We start from the raw sequence: 20,137 nt of genomic DNA on the forward strand, positions 1-20,137 counted from the left end.
TTAGACTTGGCAAGGAGGTTTGGGACCGGTATTGGAGGTTCCCGTTTGAATCATGGCAAAAAATTGGTATGTCATTCACACCTATTCCGGTTATGAGAATAAGGTGAAGACGAATCTTGAAAAACGCGTGGAATCCATGAATATGGAGGACAAAATATTTCGCGTTCTTGTTCCCATGGAAGATGAGATTGAAATCAAAAATGGGAAGAAGAAAGTTGCCAAGCGCAAGGTATTCCCAGGTTACGTTCTCGTCGAGATGGAAATGACGGACGATTCCTGGTATGTTGTCAGGAATACCCCTGGGGTAACCGGCTTTGTTGGGACAGGTGCAAAACCGATCCCACTATTAGAGCATGAAGTCGTAACTATTTTGCGTCAAATGGGTGTTGAAGAAGTACGAACCCATATTGATTATTCTTTAAATCAAAGCGTCCGCGTTACCTCAGGACCTTTTAAAGATTTCGTCGGTGTTATCCGCGAGATTTTAGAGGATAAAGGGAAGCTGCGAGTGGCTGTCTCCATGTTTGGCCGGGAGACACCTGTTGAACTTGATTTTGCCCAAGTCGAAAAAATCGACTAAGCAGATAGAATTACCCTATTAAGGAGGTGTATAGCATGGCAAAAAAAGTTGTTGGTTTGGTAAAATTAGCGATTACTGCGGGTAAAGCAACACCGGCACCTCCGGTTGGTCCTGCTCTTGGACAGCATGGTGTAAATATCATGGCCTTCTGCAAAGAGTACAATGAGCGCACAAAGGATCAAGCGGGACTTATTATTCCGGTTGAAATTACTGTTTATGAAGATCGCTCCTTTACCTTTATTACTAAAACTCCGCCGGCTTCAGTATTGCTGAAAAAGGCAGCGAATATCAATTCTGGTTCAGGCGAGCCTAACCGTAAAAAGGTGGCTAAGGTTGATAAATCCAAAGTTCGCGAAATCGCTGAACTTAAGATGCAAGACTTGAACGCTGCAAGTGTCGAATCTGCAATGCGCATGATTGAAGGCACAGCGCGGAGCATGGGAATTGTAATCGTCGAAGCTTAATTCGATACGTGGGAGGGCATAGGCCCGAATTGACCACAAGGAGGCTAAAGAATGTCTAAAGTAGGAAAAAACTATCAAGATGCAGTCAAAGCATTTGATCAGAATGCCCTTTATGAACCTGCAGAGGCTTTGTCTATTGTTAAGAAGGTTGCAAAAGCAAAATTTGATGAAACAGTAGAACTTGCCATTAAACTCGGCATTGATACCCGTCATGCTGATCAGCAAATTCGGGGAGCAGTTGTACTCCCGAACGGTACAGGTAAAACTCGTACGGTTCTTGTATTTGCAAAAGGTGAAAAAGCAAAGGAAGCCGAAGCAGCAGGTGCAGATTTTGTCGGCGCCGAAGATATGATCGCCAAAATCGAGCAAGGTTGGTTTGATTTTGAAGTTGTCGTTGCAACCCCGGATATGATGGGGATGGTTGGTAAATTAGGACGGGTACTTGGTCCTAAAGGACTTATGCCAAACCCGAAAACCGGAACGGTTACCGTGGATGTGACAAAAGCAATTAAAGAAATCAAAGCCGGTAAGATTGAGTACCGAGCTGATAAAGCCGGAATCATTCATGCTCGGATTGGAAAAGTGTCATTTACGGAAGAACAGCTTATGGAGAACTATAAGACTCTGGCTGAAGTTCTGTATAAAGCAAAACCTGCAGCGGCTAAGGGACAATTTGTTCGTAGCGCAACAGTCTCATCGACGATGGGACCCGGCGTTCGGATTAACCCGATTAAAGCGCTCTAATTGCAAAATAAGTAAATTCATTCTTGACAGGATTACACAGGTAAGATATACTCAGCAAGAATTGAATAGCATTCCGCTGTAGACAGCAGGGGCTTAAAAGCTTAATTAGCCTGCCGAGGTTGGAGAATAGGTCCTTTTGATTGGGCATTCTTAACCTCTGCATACGCGGAGGTTTTTTATTTTTATGTTTTCATTGTGATGAGTGTAATCTGTGGAAGGGGGTGGACTAAAGTGCCAAATTTCGAAGGTAAAGCACAAGTCGTTTCGGAAATAAAAGAGAAATTCCAAGGATCATCAGGAGTAGTCATTGCTGATTACCGTGGAATAACAGTTGCACAAGCAACCAAATTGCGCGCTCAATTACGTCAAGCCGGTGTCGAATATCGAGTATTGAAAAATACCATGGTTAGCCGTGCTGCGAATGAGGTTGGAATTGAAGGATTGGATGTTTACCTTGAAGGCCCAACCGCTGTTGCTTTTAGTGCTGATCCGGTAGCACCTGCTAAGGTAATAGCCGAATTCGCTAAAGAAGTCAAAAACTTCAAAATCAAAGGCGGTGTCGTTGAAGGCAAGGTCGTGGATTCTGAAGGGGTTAAAGTTCTGGCCGAATTACCTTCACGCGAAGTACTTCTTACACAAGTGGTGCGTGGAATGCAGGCTCCGCTGGTTGGTATGGTCAATGTTCTTCAAGGACCTATCCGCAAGATGGGTTATGCCTTAGAAGAAGTGCGTAAGCTTAAAGAAGCGCAAGCCTAATCGAACTTTATAAGCTTAACGTACAAAATGCTTAATTTAAAAAAGTGAAATTTTATTAATTTTAAAGGTTTTAAGGAGGATATTTTAACATGTCTAAAACTGCTGAAATTCTCGAAGCCGTAAAAGGTTTAACTGTGCTCGAACTCGCTGAACTCGTCAAAGCATTCGAAGAAGAATTTGGTGTTAGCGCTGCTGCTCCTGTAGCCGTAGCTGCTGCTCCCGGTGCTGCCGCTCCTGCCGCTGCTGCTGAGCAAACAGAATTCGATGTAATCCTTACCAGTGCCGGTGGATCAAAAATCAACGTCATCAAAGCTGTCCGCGAAATTACCGGACTTGGCCTTAAAGAAGCTAAAGAACTTGTTGACAATGCACCAAAAGCAATCAAAGAAAAAGTCAGCAAAGATGATGCTGATGCTTTCAAAACTAAACTTACCGATGCCGGTGCTTCAGTAGAAGTAAAATAAGTCTTAAAAAAACTTACGCTATAACAATAAAAGATGCTTTCCAGAGTTGGAAGGCATCTTTTATTTACTAAATTGTTTTGTAGTTTTTTAGATATTTTTAAATTATTCCTTGACAAAATAAAATTTCCTTGGTATCCTTATTAATTGTTACGTTACATATAATGCATATATTATCCAGTATATTCCTGTATAAAATAGCACATTGCAAAGTGCGTAATGGGGAGATTATCATTTGATCAATCGTATGAATGTAGAGGGATCTCCATAAATAGCGAAGCGAGGTTTTAAAATGAAGGCCTTGCTTTTGGTTGTTTATGTTCAAAATATTATTTCCTCGGGCGAGGACATCACACTTGAGGGGTGAAGCGTAAATGTTCTATCCTGTTAAGGTTGGGACGCGGGAGCGCTGGAGTTATTCCAGAATCCGAGAAGTACTCGACATGCCAAATCTAATTGAAATTCAGCAGAACTCCTATCATTGGTTTCTTGATGAGGGACTACGCGAAATGTTCCATGACATTTCTCCGATTCAAGATTTCACCGGCAATCTAGTCTTAGAGTTTATCGACTATAGTCTGGGTGAGCCTAAATATGATGTGGAAGAGTGCAAGGAACGTGACGTAACCTTTGCGGCTCCTTTGAGGGTAAAGGTTCGCCTCATTAATAAAGAGACGGGTGAGGTAAAAGAACAAGAAGTATTCATGGGAGATTTTCCTCTCATGACTGCGAAAGGAACGTTTATTATCAACGGGGCTGAGCGGGTTATTGTCAGCCAGCTTGTTCGTTCACCGGGTGTCTATTATAGTGAAACAATTGACCCCAGCGGTAAAAAGCTTTATGGGGCAACGGTTATACCTAATCGTGGAGCCTGGCTCGAATTCGAGTCTGACTTAAATGATAATATATTTGTCCGAGTTGACCGTACAAGAAAGCTTCCGGCAACTGTTCTTATCCGCGCTTTGGGCTATGCTTCAAATGGTCAAATTCTTGAGCTCTTTGATGATAATGAGCATATTCGCTTGACGCTTGAAAGGGATAATTCTGAATCTACAGAAGAAGCCTTAGTTGAAATCTACAAACGTCTGCGTCCCGGTGAGCCGCCGACGGTGGATAGTGCACGCTCTTTACTTGAAGCGCTGTTCTTTGACCCCAAACGCTATGATCTGGCTAAAGTGGGTCGGTATAAATTAAATAAAAAATTAAGTCTGGATATTCCTCCGGAAGTGCATCATTTAACGCGCGAAGATATTATTGCTTCCCTGCGGCAAATGCTTGATTTGATGAATGGAATAGGTCGTAAAGATGATATCGACCATCTAGGCAACCGACGTTTGCGCTCTGTGGGTGAACTGTTGCAGAATCAGTTCAGGATCGGTCTTTCCAGAATGGAAAGAGTTGTTCGTGAGCGGATGACGATTCAAGATGTCGATGTCATTACACCACAAGTTCTTATCAATATCCGACCTGTTGTCGCTGCAATCAAGGAATTTTTCGGAAGCAGCCAGCTGTCACAGTTTATGGATCAAACGAATCCTTTGGCAGAATTAACCCATAAACGCCGGCTGAGTGCTTTAGGACCCGGGGGTTTAAGCCGGGAACGCGCAGGTTTCGAAGTGCGTGACGTACACTCCTCACACTATGGACGGATGTGTCCGATTGAAACACCTGAAGGTCCGAACATCGGATTGATTGGATCTTTAAGTACGTATGGACGAATCAATGCCTATGGTTTTATCGAGGCTCCTTATCGTAAAGTTGTTGATACCCGCGTTACCGACACCATTGATTATCTGACAGCAGATGAAGAGGAAAAGTTTGTCGTGGCTCAGGCCAACTCTCCTATTGATGAAGAGGGACGTTTCCTTGAAGATAAAATTGATGCACGTCATGGTCCTGATTTCGTGCTTGTTCCGCCTAGCCGGGTTGACTACATGGATGTATCGCCGAAACAGATGGTTTCAATTGCAACGGCACTGATTCCCTTCCTGGAGCACGACGATGCGAACCGTGCTTTGATGGGGGCGAACATGCAGCGTCAGGCAGTTCCCCTTCTCCGTACCGATTCTCCCTACGTGGGAACAGGGATGGAGTATAAGGCAGCCAAAGATTCAGGGGTTTGCGCGCTGGCCGCTAAAGCCGGAGTTATCGAACGTTCGACGGCGGATGAAATCATCATTCGTCATGATGATGGAACACTCGAAAAACATAAGCTCCTTAAATATCTTCGATCAAACCAAGGGACATGCATCAATCAACGCCCGATCGTTGAAAAGGGTGAAGTGGTTGAGGCTGACCAGATTATTGCAGACGGACCATCGACAGATCATGGGGAGTTAGCTCTGGGCCGTAATGTGTTGATTGCCTTCATGACCTGGGAAGGCTACAATTACGAGGATGCTGTCCTCATAAGCGAAAAACTTGTACGTGAAGATTACTATACTTCGATCCATATTGAAGAGTATGAATCAGATGCAAGGGATACAAAGCTTGGACCGGAGGAAATTACACGAGACATTCCGAATGTCGGTGAAGATGTCTTGAAAGACTTAGACGAACGCGGAATTATTCGAATCGGTGCCGAAGTCCGCCCCGGTGACATTCTTGTCGGTAAAGTTACCCCGAAAGGAGAAACAGAACTGACTGCCGAGGAACGTCTTCTCCGCGCAATTTTCGGTGAAAAAGCACGTGAAGTTCGTGACACCTCACTTCGCGTACCCCATGGCGAAGCAGGAAAAATTGTCGATGTCAAAGTGTTTACCCGGGAAAACGGCGATGAGCTTGCTCCGGGTGTTAATGAACTTGTTCGGGTTTATATTGCTCAGAAACGGAAGATTTCCGTGGGTGATAAAATGGCCGGACGCCATGGTAACAAAGGGGTTATTTCCCGTATTATGCGCGAGGAAGATATGCCGTTTTTACCGGATGGCACCCCTGTAGAAATTGTCTTAAATCCGCTGGGTGTTCCGTCCCGGATGAATATTGGTCAGGTTATGGAGACCCACCTTGGTTGGGCGGCAAAGACGCTCGGGGTCAAGGTCGCTACCCCTGTATTCGATGGAGCTCGGGAAGAAGATGTTTTCGAAACACTTAAAAAAGCGGGACTCCCCGAAACCGGAAAAACGGTACTTTATGACGGGCGTACCGGTGAACCTTTTGATAATCAGATTACCGTGGGTATCATGTACTTCTTAAAACTTCACCATTTGGTTGATGATAAAATCCATGCTCGTTCAACCGGACCATACTCTCTTGTTACCCAACAGCCCCTTGGAGGAAAAGCACAGTTCGGCGGACAACGGTTCGGCGAAATGGAGGTTTGGGCACTTGAAGCGTATGGAGCGGCTTATACCTTGCAAGAGATCTTGACGGTTAAGTCGGATGATGTTGTCGGACGTGTTAAAACTTATGAAGCGATTGTTAAAGGCGAAAATATCCCTGAGCCGGGTGTTCCTGAGTCCTTCAAAGTTCTCATTAAAGAACTCCAAAGCTTAGCCTTAGATATTCGGGTGCTCACAGAAGATGACAAAGAGGTCGAGATTCGTGAGCTGGATGAAGATGTGGCTGAAAAGGCAAAAGAACTTGGCATGGATCTTCAGGAGGAAATGCCGGCTCCAAAATCTTCGGAAACCGATGGAGAAAACGAAGACGATGAAAACTCGGAGGATGAACTGGATGGGGAGAACCTCTTAGAAGAGGATAACCCTGACGATTTCGATTAATCCTTAGGTGAAAGGAGAGAGGACCTTGTTAGACTCAAACAATATAGATCGGATGCGTATTGGCCTGGCTTCACCGGAAATGATTCGTGCTTGGTCGCATGGAGAAGTGAAAAAGCCGGAAACCATTAACTATCGTACTTTAAAACCTGAGCGTGAGGGCCTTTTTTGCGAAAAGATCTTTGGACCGACACGTGACTGGGAATGCCACTGCGGTAAATATAAGCGGGTTCGTTATAAGGGAATTGTTTGTGATCGCTGCGGTGTTGAAGTCACCCGTTCAAAGGTACGCCGGGAACGGATGGGGCACATTGAATTGGCTGCCCCGGTCTCCCATATATGGTATTTCAAAGGAATTCCGAGCCGTATGGGACTTCTTCTCGATATGTCCCCACGCTCCTTGGAAAAGGTTCTTTATTTCGTATCCTATATTGTAACTGATCCGGGGGATACATCATTAATTAAAAAACAACTGCTTACCGAAACAGAATATCGGGAATATCATGATAAATACGGTACCCGTTTTCAAGCGGCAATGGGTGCGGAAGCGATTAAAGTTCTTCTTGAAGAGATGGATTTGGATAAACTTTATGATGAACTGCGTACTGAACTCAAAGAAGTATCCGGACAGCGTAAAATCCGTGCCATTCGTCGTTTAGAAGTGGTTGAAGCGCTTAAAGCATCAGGCAATCGGCCCGAGTGGATGATCATGGATGTTGTCCCGGTTATTCCGCCGGAACTTCGTCCAATGGTTCAACTCGACGGAGGCCGCTTTGCAACCTCGGATTTAAACGATCTTTATCGCCGCGTTATTAACCGGAATAATCGTTTAAAGCGGCTTTTAGATTTGGGAGCTCCTGACATTATTGTTCGTAACGAAAAGCGGATGCTCCAAGAAGCAGTGGATGCCTTGATTGATAATGGCCGTCGCGGACGCCCCGTAACCGGACCCGGAAATCGTCCTTTAAAATCTTTAAGTGACATGCTTAAAGGAAAACAAGGCCGTTTCCGCCAAAACTTGCTCGGAAAGCGGGTCGATTACTCAGGCCGTTCTGTTATTGTCGTCGGTCCGAACCTGAAAATGCATCAATGCGGACTGCCTAAAGAAATGGCGATTGAACTCTTTAAACCCTTCGTCATGAAAAAACTGGTCAATGAAGGGTATGCCCATAATATTAAAAGTGCGAAACGGATGGTTGAACGCCTTCGTCCAGAGGTTTGGGACGTACTGGAGGAAGTCATTACTGAGCATCCCGTGCTTTTGAACCGTGCGCCAACGCTTCACCGTTTGGGAATCCAAGCTTTTGAGCCTATTCTTGTGGAAGGACGCGCCCTTCAAATTCACCCTCTGGTATGCACGGCTTATAACGCGGACTTCGATGGAGACCAAATGGCGGTTCACGTTCCTCTTTCATCAGAGGCACAGGCTGAAGCACGTATTCTGATGTTATCTTCGCATAATATTTTAAACCCCAAAGATGGCCGGCCTGTTGCTTCCCCAACCCAGGATATGGTTCTTGGATCCTTTTATCTAACGATGGATCGTCCGCATGCAAAAGGTGAGGGAAAGATCTTCAAGGATATGGATGAGGCCGTACTGGCTTATGATTCAAAAGAGGTTAACCTTCAAGCAGCGATTAAGGTTCGCCGTGAAGATGGAACGCTTTTGGAGACGACAGTAGGCCGTTTGATCTTTAACTCTGTCATTCCACCGGAAGTTGGATATATCAATGAAGTGCAAGGCAAAAAGCAACTGAATAACATTGTGGCGAAGTCCTATCGTCTGTGTGGATATCAAGCCACTGCGGATTTACTGGACGGAATTAAAAGCTTAGGCTTTAAATACTCAACAAGAGCCGGAATGACCGTCGGTTTAGCCGATATTACAGTTCCTGAAGCGAAAAAGGAAGTTCTGAGTGCCGCAGATGAACAAGTCGCGAAAACAGAGCAGCAATACCGCCGCGGTCTTATCACTGATGAAGAACGCTATGGCAAGGTTATTGAAATTTGGACCAAAGCAACAGATGATGTTACCAAAGCGCTGATGGACAGTCTCGATCATTTTAATCCAATTTACATGATGGCAACCTCCGGAGCACGGGGTAATATTCAACAGCTGCGTCAATTGGCCGGTATGCGTGGACTCATGGCTGATCCATCCGGACGGACGATTGAGTTGCCGATTAAAGCCAATTTCCGTGAAGGACTTACTGTTTTGGAATACTTCATTTCCTCTCACGGTGCGCGGAAAGGTTTAGCTGATACCGCCCTGCGGACAGCAGACTCAGGATACCTTACCCGTCGTTTGGTTGATGTTTCTCAGGATGTTATTGTCCGTGAGGAAGATTGCGGTACTACCCAGGGAATTATGGTCGAAGACATTAAAGACGGTCCGGAAGTTATTGAGAAATTCGAGGAACGTCTTGTGGGTCGTTTTGTTCTTGAGGATGTCAAAGATCCGGAGACGGGAGAAATCTTAGCGACAACGCAAAGCGAGATTTCCGAGGAGCAAGCAAAATCAATTGCCAAAGTATACAAACAGCTTAAAATTCGCTCGGTGCTGACATGTAAGAGCCGTCACGGCGTCTGCAAGAAATGTTACGGGCGCAATCTCGCAACCGGTCACCCCGTAGAAATGGGTGAAGCCGTCGGTATCATAGCCGCCCAGTCTATTGGTGAACCCGGAACTCAGCTGACCATGCGTACATTCCATACAGGCGGTGTTGCCGGAGATGATATTACCCAAGGTCTGCCGCGGGTCGAAGAGCTGTTTGAAGCGCGTAAGCCAAAGGGGCAGTCAATCATCTCGGAAATTGACGGAAAAGTTACCACGCAAGAAGTTAAGGGACGCCGAGAAGTTGAAATTGTGAATGAAAATGAGGAACGTGCCAGCTACACCATTCCTTACGGTTCGCGCATGAAGGTTCATGATGGTGACCGGGTTGAGGCCGGGGATGAACTCACCGAAGGAAGCGTTAATCCTCATGATATGTTAAAGGTCAAAGGAATACGCGGAGTTCAGGTCTATTTGGTCGGTGAGGTACAACGCGTTTACCGCCTTCAAGGTGTTGACATTAATGATAAGCACATCGAAGTTATGGTTCGCCAAATGCTTCGTAAAGTGAAGATTGAGGAAGCCGGAGATACGAATCTCTTACCGGGCGCACTGATTGATGTTTTCGAGTTCGAGGATGAAAATGCCAAAACGATCGCCGCCGGGGGTGAGCCCGCAGTTGCCCGTCCTGTTCTGCTGGGGATCACGAAAGCATCACTGGCCACGGATTCATTCCTTTCGGCCGCTTCCTTCCAAGAAACGACGCGTGTCCTAACCGATGCTGCGATCAAAGGAAAAGTAGATCCATTGCTCGGTCTGAAAGAGAATGTAATTATCGGTAAGCTGATTCCCGCCGGAACGGGAATGTCGCGTTATCGCAATGTCAAAATTATCGAAGGTGAAGAAACGCTGAAATCTTGACACTAGAAATCCGGGATGCTAAAATACTATAGTGTGATTTAATGGTATAGTCTTGTGTCATAGACCATTGAATTAGGAGGAAAGCATTTCTTATGCTTGATGAAACCTTAAAAAGTTCCAGAAACAAAACAGTTGGGATTAAGCAAACCCAACGCGCCTTGGAAAAAGGAATCGTGCGCCGAGTATTTGTGGCCAAAGATGCGGAACAGCATGTTCTTCGCCCAATTCTTGAATCGTGCCGGACCCTGGGGATCGAGATGGTTGAAATTCCAACGATGATCGACTTAGGTAAGGCATGCGGCATTGAAGTAGGATCGGCTGTGGCAGCTCTGCTCAATGAATAGTACCGGCACAGAGTAATTCCAATGTTATTTTTGGGAATTGCTTGACCGATGCTGAGTTAAGCAATTCCTTTGATATTCTCTCTTTAGAGGAAGGAGGTTTAGAAATGCCGACAATTAACCAATTGATTCGTCAGGGACGCTCAAAGTTAACAAAGAAATCAACTGCCCCTGCTTTGCAATGGGGTATGAACTCTTTAAAACGTAAGCAATATCCTTCAGGTGGATCACCACAAAAGCGTGGAGTTTGCACTCGTGTTTATACAACGACACCTAAGAAACCTAACTCCGCACTGCGAAAAGTAGCTCGTGTGCGCTTAACAAACGGGATTGAAGTATCTTCTTATATTCCGGGAATTGGTCATAACCTGCAAGAGCACTCTGTTGTACTTGTGCGTGGAGGCCGTGTTAAGGACTTACCTGGTGTACGTTACCATATTGTTCGGGGAGCGTTAGATACCTCCGGTGTCCAAAAACGGATGCAGGCTCGTTCAAAATACGGAGCAAAACGTCCGAAAAAAGCAAAGTAGTCACTTGATGATTAAATATTGCGTTGCAACGAACGAGTAAAGGAGGGAAATGATTTGCCACGTAAGGGGTATATTGCGAAACGAGAGGTTTTGCCGGATCCCATTTACAAAGACCGTGTCGTGACGAAGTTTATTAACCAAATCATGTTAGACGGAAAAAAGGGAACAGCAGAATCCATTTGTTATAGTGCATTTGAATTGATCCGTGAAAAGTCGGGAAAAGATCCTTTAGAAGTCTTTGAAACGGCTCTTAAAAACGTAATGCCGGTATTGGAGGTTAAAGCACGCCGTGTAGGTGGTGCTAACTACCAAGTGCCGATTGAAGTTCGTCCGGAGCGTCGCCAAACCTTGGGCTTACGCTGGATTGTGGATTATGCCCGCAAACGCAGTGAAAAGACAATGGAAGAGAAGATTGCCAGCGAACTGATGGATGCCGCAAACAATACAGGCGGTTCTATTAAGAAAAAAGAAGATATGCATAAAATGGCTGAAGCAAATAAAGCTTTTGCGCATTTCCGTTGGTAGGATGTTTATCCTATGATATCAAGGGAAATGACTATTGTAGAAAGGGGGATTATCAGTGGCAAGGCAATTTCCATTAGAGAAAACTCGGAACATTGGTATTATGGCACATATTGATGCCGGTAAAACAACTACGACCGAGCGTATTCTTTTCTATACCGGACGTGTTCATAAAATCGGTGAAGTCCATGACGGAGCTGCAACTATGGACTGGATGGTTCAAGAGCAAGAACGTGGCATCACGATTACTTCAGCCGCAACAACTGCTCATTGGAAAGATCACCGAATTAACATTATTGACACACCAGGGCACGTGGACTTCACTGTTGAGGTTGAACGTTCCTTACGTGTACTTGATGGGACAGTGGCAGTATTTGATTCTGTCTCCGGTGTAGAGCCTCAATCTGAAACAGTATGGCGGCAGGCCGATAAATATGGGGTACCCCGTATTGCTTATATTAATAAAATGGACCGCATGGGTGCCGATTTCTTCCGAGCAGTATCTATGATTGCTGATCGGTTAGGTGCACACCCAGTACCGATCCAAATCCCGATTGGATCTGAAGAAAATTTTATAGGAATCGTGGATTTGGTGAAGATGGAAGCGTTGGTTTATACTGACGACTTGGGTACAACCAGCGAACACACCGGTATCCCCGGAGACTTAGTCGAAAAAGCCAATGAGTGTCGTGAGAAACTCCTTGAAGCCGTAGCTGATACGGATGAAGAACTCATGATGAAATATCTCGAAGGTGAAGAATTAACGGAGCAAGAAATCCGTGACGGAATTCGCAAAGGAACAATTGCTCTGAAATTTGTTCCCGTACTCTGTGGATCTTCATTCAAGAACAAAGGGGTGCAACCGCTTTTGGATGCGGTTGTCGATTATATGCCTTCCCCGCTTGATGTGCCTCCTATTAAAGGTGTACATCCGGAGACCGGTGAAGAAGATCATCGCCTATCGAGCGATGAAGAACCTTTCTCCGCCTTGGCCTTTAAGATCATGGCTGACCCCTATGTGGGTAAATTGGCATTTTTCCGGGTATACTCGGGTGTTCTAACCTCAGGTTCTTATGTTTATAATTCAACCAAAAATAAACGTGAACGGATTGGCCGTATCCTTTTGATGCACGCTAATCATCGTGAAGAAGTTTCAGAAGCATATTCCGGAGATATCGCTGCTGCGGTTGGACTTAAAGATACTACAACAGGAGATACTCTGTGTGACGAAAAGAACCCCATTATTTTAGAGTCCATGGTTTTTCCTGAGCCCGTAATTGATGTCGCTGTCGAACCTAAGACAAAAGCGGACCAAGAAAAAATGGGCATCGCGCTTGCTCGTTTAGCAGAAGAAGATCCGACCTTCAAAATGCACACGGATCAGGAAACAGGACAAACGATTATTTCAGGTATGGGTGAATTACACTTAGAGATTATTGTTGACCGGATGCAACGCGAGTTCAAAGTCGAATGCAATGTCGGTCGTCCGCAAGTTGCTTATCGAGAAACGATTCGCCGCCCTGTTAAGTCAGAAGGCAAGTTTGTTCGTCAATCGGGTGGCCGTGGTCAATACGGACACTGCTGGCTTGAGCTTGAACCCCTCGAACCGGGAAGCGGTTTCGAATTTGTCAATAAAGTCGTCGGTGGTGTAATTCCGAAGGAATATATTTCTCCTATTGGGGCCGGAGTCGAGGAAGCCATGCAAAATGGTATTCAAGCGGGATATCCCGTAGTCGATATGCGTGCTACCGTTTATGATGGATCTTACCATGATGTTGACTCTTCAGAAATGGCCTTCAAGATCGCAGGTTCGATGGCCTTCAAGGCCGGGGCTGCAAGAGCTAATCCGGTGATTCTTGAACCGATTATGAAAGTCGAAGTCACAGTACCGGATGAGTATATGGGCGACGTCATCGGCGATATTAACTCGCGCCGCGGACGTATTGAAGGTATGGATGCACGCAGCGGAGCACAAGTCATTCATGGCTTTGTACCGCTTAGCGAAATGTTTGGTTATGCAACAGACCTTCGCTCTCGGACCCAAGGACGTGGAGTTTACTCCATGATGATGGATCACTTTGATGAAGTACCCAAAAATATCGCTGAAGGCATTATCGCCAAGCGAACCGGGTCTAAAGAATAATATTAAGGAGTGAAATTCAATGGCAAAGCAAAAGTACGAGCGTACAAAACCCCACGTTAACATTGGAACCATTGGTCACGTTGACCACGGTAAAACCACAACTACCGCTGCGATCACGACTGTTCTTTCCAAAGCCGGCGGTGCTATCGCTACAGCATTCGACCAAATCGACAAAGCTCCGGAAGAGCGTGAACGTGGAATCACTATTTCCACATCACACGTTGAGTATGAAACCGCTAATCGTCACTATGCACACGTAGACTGCCCAGGGCACGCTGACTATGTTAAAAACATGATCACCGGTGCTGCCCAAATGGACGGTGCTATCCTCGTTGTATCCGCTGCTGACGGTCCGATGCCTCAAACACGTGAGCACATTCTGCTTGCTCGCCAAGTGGGTGTTAAATACATCGTTGTATGGCTTAACAAAGCTGATATGGTTGACGATCCTGAGCTGATGGAACTCGTTGAAATGGAAATTCGTGAACTCTTAAATGAGTATGAATTCCCCGGCGACGATATTCCGATCATTCCCGGTTCCGGTCTTAAAGCTCTTCAATGCGGATGCGGATCTCGTGACTGTGAATGGTGCGGTAAGATCTGGAATCTGATGGATGCGGTTGATTCCTATATTCCGACTCCGGAACGTGCGACTGACAAACCGTTCCTTATGCCGGTTGAAGACGTATTCACAATTACCGGTCGTGGTACAGTTGCTACCGGTCGTGTTGAGCGTGGTACTGTTAAAGTCGGCGATGAAATTGAAATCGTTGGTTTAAATGAAGCTCCTAAGAAAACGGTTGTTACAGGCGTTGAAATGTTCCGCAAACTTCTTGACCAAGCAGTTGCAGGGGACAACATCGGAGCCCTGCTTCGTGGTATTGACCGTAAAGAAATCGAGCGCGGACAAGTTTTGGCGAAAACCGGAAGCATTAAACCTCATACCAAATTCAGCGGAGAGGTTTATATCCTGAGCAAAGAAGAAGGCGGACGTCATACTCCTTTCTTCAACAACTATCGTCCCCAATTCTATTTCCGTACAACCGACGTTACCGGTGTAATCACTCTTCCTGAAGGAGTAGAAATGGTTATGCCCGGTGACCGCGTAACGATCAACTGCGAACTCATTACTCCAATCGCTATGGAAGAAGGACTTCGCTTTGCTATCCGTGAAGGCGGCCGTACTGTTGGTTCAGGCGTAGTTGCCAAAATTGAGGCCTAATCAGAGACATGTTGAGAGATGCCGCGGGTTCTCCCTGCGGCATCCCGACTGACTTTATCTAGGGATAGAACTTACAATCAGGGTCGAGGAGATCGCGGATTAAGAATTATAATCTGACATCCGGCATCTGATCTCTGAGCCCTGTTATGACGCAGAAGGTTGCCGGACAAAGTGACTCCGCTTTACCGGGTAATTTCTGCGCCGCATTCCTGATCAATCAGGAATAATTTTAGGAGGTTATTAATTATGAGCAGTCAAAAAATTCGTATCCGCCTCAAAGCGTATGACCACAAAATTTTGGATCAATCTGCGGAGAAGATTGTTGAAACCGCAAAAAGAACCGGAGCTCGCGTAAGTGGACCTATTCCTCTTCCTACAGAGAAAAATATTTACACGATTCTTCGTTCCCCGCATGTAAACAAGGATTCTCGCGAACAGTTTGAAATGCGTACACATAAGCGTTTGATTGATATTCTCGAACCGACTTCGAAAACGGTTGATGCTTTAATGCGTTTGGACTTACCTGCAGGCGTGGATATTGAAATTAAACTCTAAATAAAGGTAAAAGCTGATTCATAAGCCATTATTAAGCGCTCGGGTCTTTAAAATATTTTTTTCAAAGACCTAAAAAAGTAGCGCTTTTTTAGAGTTTATGATATAATTGTCATGTTTGTGGCGCGAAACGCCCGGAGGCGTGGAGTAACACCTCTGTGCTTCGGTCACAGAATATAAACCAAATAAACGAACGCTCTCGTGCCCCGGAAGATGTTCCGGTGCACTTCAAAGTGTTCAGGAGGTGGCATTCGTGTCGAAAGGAATTTTGGGTAAAAAAGTCGGAATGACTCAGGTATTTACGGAAGATGGCAGACTGATTCCGGTAACCGTAGTCGAAGCCGGACCATGCTATGTGGTTCAAAAGAAAACAGTAGCAACCGACGGCTACAATGCAATTCAAGTTGGCTTTAATGAATTGCGTGAAAAACTCTCTAATAAGCCAGAAAAAGGTCATTTCCAAAAAGCGAATTTAAAAGCTATGCGCTGGGTTCGTGAGTTCCGCGTTGATAATGTGGATGCTTTCGAAATTGGCCAAGAAATTAAGGCTGATGTTTTCGTTGCTGGGGATGCAGTAGATGTTGTTGGGATTTCCAAAGGTAAAGGTTTCCAGGGAATGATCAAACGTCATCATGGACACCGTGGACCCATGGGACATGGTTCCAAGTATCATCGCCGTACGGGTTCCCTCGGCGCGAAAGGCCCGGCTCGTGTATTTAAAGGCCGTGACCTGCCTGGGCATATGGGTGGAGAACGTGTTACCGTTCAAAACTTGGAAATCGTCCGGGTCGATGCGGATAAGAATATGATCCTTGTCAAAGGTGCTGTACCCGGTGCTAAAAAAGGATTGCTCGTTCTGAAACGTTCAGTTAAAGTAAAGTAACTTGTGAGAAAGGAGGAATAAGCAATGCCAAAAGTTCAAGTCGTTAACATGCAGGGTTCTCCTGTCGGAGAACTCGAGCTGAATGAATATGTATTTGGGATCGAGCCCAATACTCATGTTTTGCACTCAGCAGTTGTAGCACAACTGGCCAGTCAAAGACGTGGGACGTCTTCGACCTTGCTGAGAGGCGAGGTTCGCGGAGGCGGAAGAAAACCATGGCGTCAAAAAGGAACAGGTCGTGCTCGTGCGGGCAGCATTCGTTCACCGCTTTTCAGAGGTGGTGCGGTGCTCTTTGGACCGAAACCTCGCGATTATGGTTATTCTCTTCCTAAAAAAGTTCGCCGGTTGGCTTTGCGTTCGGCTCTTTCTTCCATGGTTAATGAACAGAAATTGATCGTTTTGGAAGACTTGAGTCTAACAGAAGCAAAAACTCGCGAAGTGGTTAAGGTGTTAAAAGCCTTGAATGCTAATCGAAAAACGATGATTGTTACCGATGAACTTAATGATACAGTGGAACGCTCCGCTCGCAATATCGAAGGGGTAAAAACCACACCGGTTGAGGGAATGAACGTATACGATCTCTTATATCACGATGTTATTGTGATGACAAAAGCAGCGGTAGCGAAAACGGAGGAGGTGTTAGCGTAATGCGCGATGCTCGTGAAGTTCTCGTACGTCCTGTGGTTTCCGAGAAATCTGTGGGGGCGATCGAGGAAAACAGATACTCCTTCTGGGTTAACCCGGCTGCCAATAAGGTTGAAGTTAAAGCCGCGGTAGAAAAGATGTTTAAGGTCCACGTTATTGGAGTAAGGACCATCAATGTTCACGGAAAAATGAAACGTGTCGGCCGTTATTCCGGCAAAACATCAGACCGCAAAAAGGCGATTGTTACGCTCAAAGCTGGAGAACGAATTGAAGGCTTTGCAGGTCTGTAAGTTTGACGCAAAGGAGGGAAAACCATGCCAGTAAAAGGATTTAGACCCTATACTCCAGGCCGTCGGCAAATGACCGTATCGACCTTCGAGGAGATTACTAAAGTTGAACCGGAACGCACCTTGCTTGAGCCTCTGCGCAGGAAGGGCGGCCGTAATAATGAAGGTAAATTAAGTGTCCGTCATCAAGGCGGAGGACACAAAAAGATGTATCGTGTGATCGATTTTAAAAGGAATAAAGATAGTGTTCCTGCAAAAGTCGCTTCTATCGAATACGATCCAAATCGTTCGGCAAATATTGCTCTGCTGCATTATACGGATGGGCATAAAGCCTATATCCTTGCTCCAAACGGTTTGCAAGTAGGTCAAGTTATTGTCTCAGGACCGGATGCTGATATCAAAGTGGGTAATGCATTGCCGATTAAAAATATTCCGGTGGGTACATTGCTCCATAATATTGAGATGAAACCCGGCAAAGGTGCGCAGCTTGTTCGTACAGCCGGCGGCTCCGCCCAGCTGATGGCGAAGGAAGGCAAATATGCAACCTTGAGATTGCCGTCCGGGGAAATGCGGATGGTTCACATCGAATGCCGCGCAACGATTGGTCAAGTCGGAAACCTTGATCATGAAAATATCCATATCGGTAAAGCCGGTCGTACGCGTTGGCTGGGAATTCGTCCAACCGTTCGCGGTTCTGTTATGAACCCGAATGATCATCCACATGGTGGTGGTGAAGGACGTAACCCAATTGGACGTAACCCTGTTACTCCTTGGGGTAAACCTGCACTTGGTGCGAAGACTCGGAAGAAGAAAAATCCTTCTAACCGCTTCATCGTGAAACGCCGCAGTAAGTAATCGAAAGGAGGCCATTAAATGAGTAGATCTCTTAAAAAAGGGCCTTATGTTGAAGAACGTTTACTCGCTCGGGTGGAAGGAATGAATACAGCCGGCGAAAAACGTGTTCTAAAAACATGGTCAAGAAGCTCAACAATTTTCCCGCAAATGGTCGGACATACTATTGCGGTTCATGATGGACGCAAACATGTACCGATTTATATTACTGAAGATATGGTAGGACACAAACTGGGTGAGTTTGCTCCTACACGCACCTATAAAGGCCATGCTGGCAGCGAAAAAACCAGCGGCTTACGCTAAGGAGGAGTAATAAAACATGCAAGCTAAAGCGATTGCAAGATATGTTCGGATCTCTCCTCGCAAGGTGCGCCAAGTGGTCGATCTTATTCGTGGCAAACAAGTTAAAGACGCTTTTGCCATTCTGCAATTTACACCAAACGGTGCAACTGAACCTGTCGCTAAAGTTCTCAAGTCAGCAGTTGCCAATGCAGAACACAATTTAGAGATGGATGCTGACGAACTTTTTGTTACAGAGATCTTTGTAGATCAAGGACCGACCTTAAAGCGCATTAAACCCCGGGCTATGGGACGGGCTGATCAAATCCGCAAGCGGAGCAGCCATATTACCGTGGTCGTCGGCGAGAAGAAGGAGGGTTAAACCGTGGGTCAAAAGGTAAATCCAAAAGGCTTCCGAGTCGGAGTAATCCGCGATTGGGAAGGCCGCTGGTATGCAGATAAAAACTACTCGGATCTCCTTCATGAAGATTTAAAGATCCGCAGCTTTCTTAAAAAGAAACTTCATCAAGCGGGTATTCCCAAAGTAGAAATTGAGCGAGCAGCCAGCCGTGTCAAAGTATCGATCTCGGCTGCTAAACCCGGAATTGTTATCGGTCGGGGCGGCTCAGAAGTCGAAAGTATTCGTAAACAACTGGAAGCTATGACCGGTAAACAAGTTGCCGTAAACATCGTCGAAGTTAAGAAACCCGAACTTGATGCCCAACTCGTTGCTGAGAATGTGGCGCAACAGCTTGAAAAGCGGATTTCTTTCCGCCGCGCGATGAAACAAACTGTTGGACGTACCATGCGTCAAGGAGCTCAAGGAATTAAGATTTCCTGCAGCGGACGTTTGGGCGGAGCTGAAATTGCACGTAACGAATGGTATAACGAAGGCAAAGTACCCCTTCATACGATAAGGGCTGATATTGATTACGGTTTTGCCGAAGCCAATACGACATACGGTAAAATCGGAGTTAAGGTTTGGATTTATAAAGGAGAGGTTCTTCCCGCCAAGAAGGTCGCTCAGGTGGAAGGAGGAAAATAAATGCTAGTCCCAAGCAGAGTAAAACATCGTAAACAACACCGTGGACGGATGCATGGAGTTGCTACACGTGGTAACAAAATCACGTTTGGCGATTATGGCTTAGTTGCATTGGAATCGTCATGGATTACGAATCGCCAAATCGAAGCTGCCCGTATTGCAATGACCCGTTATATCAAACGGGGTGGCCAAGTTTGGATTAAGATTTTTCCGGATAAGCCAATCACCGCTAAACCGGCTGAAACTCGGATGGGTAGCGGTAAAGGGGCTCCCGAATATTGGGTAGCTGTTGTAAAGCCGGGACGCGTTATGTTTGAAATGGCCGGTGTTACAGAAGAGATTGCCCGTGAAGCATTGCGCCTAGCTATGCATAAGCTTCCTATTAGATGTAAGGTTGTAAGCAAGGAAGAATTAGAGGGAGGTGACGCAAATGAAAACTAAGGAATTCCGTGAAATGACTGAAGATGAGATTCTAAAGCAAATTGATGATCTTAAGACGGAACTGTTTAATTTGCGTTTCCAACTTGCGACTGGACAACTAGACAATCCAATGCGGATTCGTGAAGTTCGGAAAGGGATTGCTAAAGGCAAGACCATTCTCCGCGAGCGCGAACTGAACATTAACCGTGCTTAAGGAAAG

Annotated in this window: 22 protein-coding genes and 1 other annotated feature; all 22 genes read left to right on the forward strand. The window is 45.7% G+C overall.

All coding sequences use genetic code 11. The features are described 5' to 3' along the window. The first annotated feature begins 52 nt into the window (after positions 1–52). Positions 53–580, forward strand: coding sequence for a transcription termination/antitermination protein NusG (nusG, locus tag VB077_RS08690; RefSeq protein WP_323414833.1), 528 nt, complete (start codon positions 53–55; stop codon positions 578–580). A gap of 35 nt (positions 581–615) precedes the next feature. Beyond that, positions 616–1,044 (forward strand): 50S ribosomal protein L11, encoded by a 429-nt coding sequence (gene rplK / locus VB077_RS08695; protein WP_323414834.1) that lies wholly within the window; start codon positions 616–618, stop codon positions 1,042–1,044. Between the two features lie 51 nt (positions 1,045–1,095). Continuing rightward, on the forward strand, positions 1,096–1,788 hold the full coding sequence (gene rplA / locus VB077_RS08700) for a 50S ribosomal protein L1 (protein WP_323414835.1): 693 nt from the start codon (positions 1,096–1,098) through the stop codon (positions 1,786–1,788). A 58-nt stretch (positions 1,789–1,846) separates the two neighbouring features. Continuing rightward, positions 1,847–1,976, forward strand: a sequence feature (ribosomal protein L10 leader region). 43 nt (positions 1,977–2,019) lie between these two features. Beyond that, positions 2,020–2,544: a 50S ribosomal protein L10 gene (rplJ, locus tag VB077_RS08705; protein WP_323414836.1), complete on the forward strand. Its 525-nt coding sequence runs from the start codon at positions 2,020–2,022 to the stop codon at positions 2,542–2,544. 89 nt (positions 2,545–2,633) lie between these two features. Beyond that, positions 2,634–3,008 carry a 50S ribosomal protein L7/L12 gene (gene rplL, locus VB077_RS08710; protein WP_323414837.1) on the forward strand — a complete coding sequence of 125 codons (375 nt, stop codon included), beginning with the start codon at positions 2,634–2,636 and terminating at the stop codon, positions 3,006–3,008. A 371-nt stretch (positions 3,009–3,379) separates the two neighbouring features. Further along, a complete protein-coding gene (gene rpoB / locus VB077_RS08715) occupies positions 3,380–6,727 on the forward strand; it encodes a DNA-directed RNA polymerase subunit beta (RefSeq protein ID WP_323414838.1) in 3,348 nt (1,115 codons plus the stop codon). Positions 6,728–6,752: 25 nt separating this feature from the next. Continuing rightward, positions 6,753–10,199, forward strand: coding sequence for a DNA-directed RNA polymerase subunit beta' (rpoC, locus tag VB077_RS08720; RefSeq protein WP_323414839.1), 3,447 nt, complete (start codon positions 6,753–6,755; stop codon positions 10,197–10,199). A 92-nt stretch (positions 10,200–10,291) separates the two neighbouring features. Further along, positions 10,292–10,543, forward strand: coding sequence for a L7Ae/L30e/S12e/Gadd45 family ribosomal protein (locus tag VB077_RS08725; RefSeq protein WP_323414840.1), 252 nt, complete (start codon positions 10,292–10,294; stop codon positions 10,541–10,543). A 104-nt stretch (positions 10,544–10,647) separates the two neighbouring features. Continuing rightward, a complete protein-coding gene (gene rpsL, locus VB077_RS08730; protein WP_323414841.1) occupies positions 10,648–11,070 on the forward strand; it encodes a 30S ribosomal protein S12 in 423 nt (140 codons plus the stop codon). 54 nt (positions 11,071–11,124) lie between these two features. After that, positions 11,125–11,595 carry a 30S ribosomal protein S7 gene (gene rpsG / locus VB077_RS08735; protein ID WP_323414842.1) on the forward strand — a complete coding sequence of 157 codons (471 nt, stop codon included), beginning with the start codon at positions 11,125–11,127 and terminating at the stop codon, positions 11,593–11,595. Between the two features lie 55 nt (positions 11,596–11,650). Beyond that, complete coding sequence (gene fusA / locus VB077_RS08740; RefSeq protein ID WP_323414843.1) at positions 11,651–13,735, forward strand: elongation factor G; 2,085 nt, start codon at positions 11,651–11,653, stop codon at positions 13,733–13,735. Between the two features lie 19 nt (positions 13,736–13,754). Next, positions 13,755–14,957, forward strand: a complete 1,203-nt coding sequence (gene tuf / locus VB077_RS08745; protein WP_323414844.1) for an elongation factor Tu — start codon at positions 13,755–13,757, stop codon at positions 14,955–14,957. 246 nt (positions 14,958–15,203) lie between these two features. Then, positions 15,204–15,512, forward strand: coding sequence for a 30S ribosomal protein S10 (gene rpsJ, locus VB077_RS08750; RefSeq protein WP_323414845.1), 309 nt, complete (start codon positions 15,204–15,206; stop codon positions 15,510–15,512). A gap of 250 nt (positions 15,513–15,762) precedes the next feature. After that, the gene (gene rplC / locus VB077_RS08755) at positions 15,763–16,392 is read left to right on the forward strand and encodes a 50S ribosomal protein L3 (protein WP_323414846.1); all 630 of its coding nucleotides are present in this window, start codon (positions 15,763–15,765) and stop codon (positions 16,390–16,392) included. A 24-nt stretch (positions 16,393–16,416) separates the two neighbouring features. Next, a complete protein-coding gene (gene rplD / locus VB077_RS08760) occupies positions 16,417–17,040 on the forward strand; it encodes a 50S ribosomal protein L4 (RefSeq protein WP_323414847.1) in 624 nt (207 codons plus the stop codon). Continuing rightward, positions 17,040–17,327: a 50S ribosomal protein L23 gene (gene rplW, locus VB077_RS08765; RefSeq protein ID WP_323414848.1), complete on the forward strand. Its 288-nt coding sequence runs from the start codon at positions 17,040–17,042 to the stop codon at positions 17,325–17,327. The genes rplD and rplW overlap by 1 nt, the downstream gene beginning before the upstream one ends. Positions 17,328–17,351: 24 nt before the next feature. After that, positions 17,352–18,179: a 50S ribosomal protein L2 gene (gene rplB / locus VB077_RS08770; protein ID WP_323414849.1), complete on the forward strand. Its 828-nt coding sequence runs from the start codon at positions 17,352–17,354 to the stop codon at positions 18,177–18,179. An 18-nt stretch (positions 18,180–18,197) separates the two neighbouring features. Next, positions 18,198–18,479 carry a 30S ribosomal protein S19 gene (rpsS, locus tag VB077_RS08775; RefSeq protein WP_323414850.1) on the forward strand — a complete coding sequence of 94 codons (282 nt, stop codon included), beginning with the start codon at positions 18,198–18,200 and terminating at the stop codon, positions 18,477–18,479. Between the two features lie 16 nt (positions 18,480–18,495). Beyond that, positions 18,496–18,837 carry a 50S ribosomal protein L22 gene (gene rplV / locus VB077_RS08780; protein WP_323414851.1) on the forward strand — a complete coding sequence of 114 codons (342 nt, stop codon included), beginning with the start codon at positions 18,496–18,498 and terminating at the stop codon, positions 18,835–18,837. A 3-nt stretch (positions 18,838–18,840) separates the two neighbouring features. Beyond that, positions 18,841–19,500, forward strand: a complete 660-nt coding sequence (gene rpsC, locus VB077_RS08785) for a 30S ribosomal protein S3 (protein WP_323414852.1) — start codon at positions 18,841–18,843, stop codon at positions 19,498–19,500. After that, on the forward strand, positions 19,501–19,938 hold the full coding sequence (rplP, locus tag VB077_RS08790; protein ID WP_323414853.1) for a 50S ribosomal protein L16: 438 nt from the start codon (positions 19,501–19,503) through the stop codon (positions 19,936–19,938). Next, a complete protein-coding gene (gene rpmC, locus VB077_RS08795; RefSeq protein ID WP_323414854.1) occupies positions 19,928–20,131 on the forward strand; it encodes a 50S ribosomal protein L29 in 204 nt (67 codons plus the stop codon). Before rplP ends, rpmC begins: the two co-directional genes overlap by 11 nt. Positions 20,132–20,137: the final 6 nt, after the last annotated feature.

The sequence above is a fragment of the Desulfitobacterium sp. genome (assembly GCF_034927245.1).
Taxonomy (GTDB): domain Bacteria; phylum Bacillota; class Desulfitobacteriia; order Desulfitobacteriales; family Desulfitobacteriaceae; genus Desulfitobacterium_A.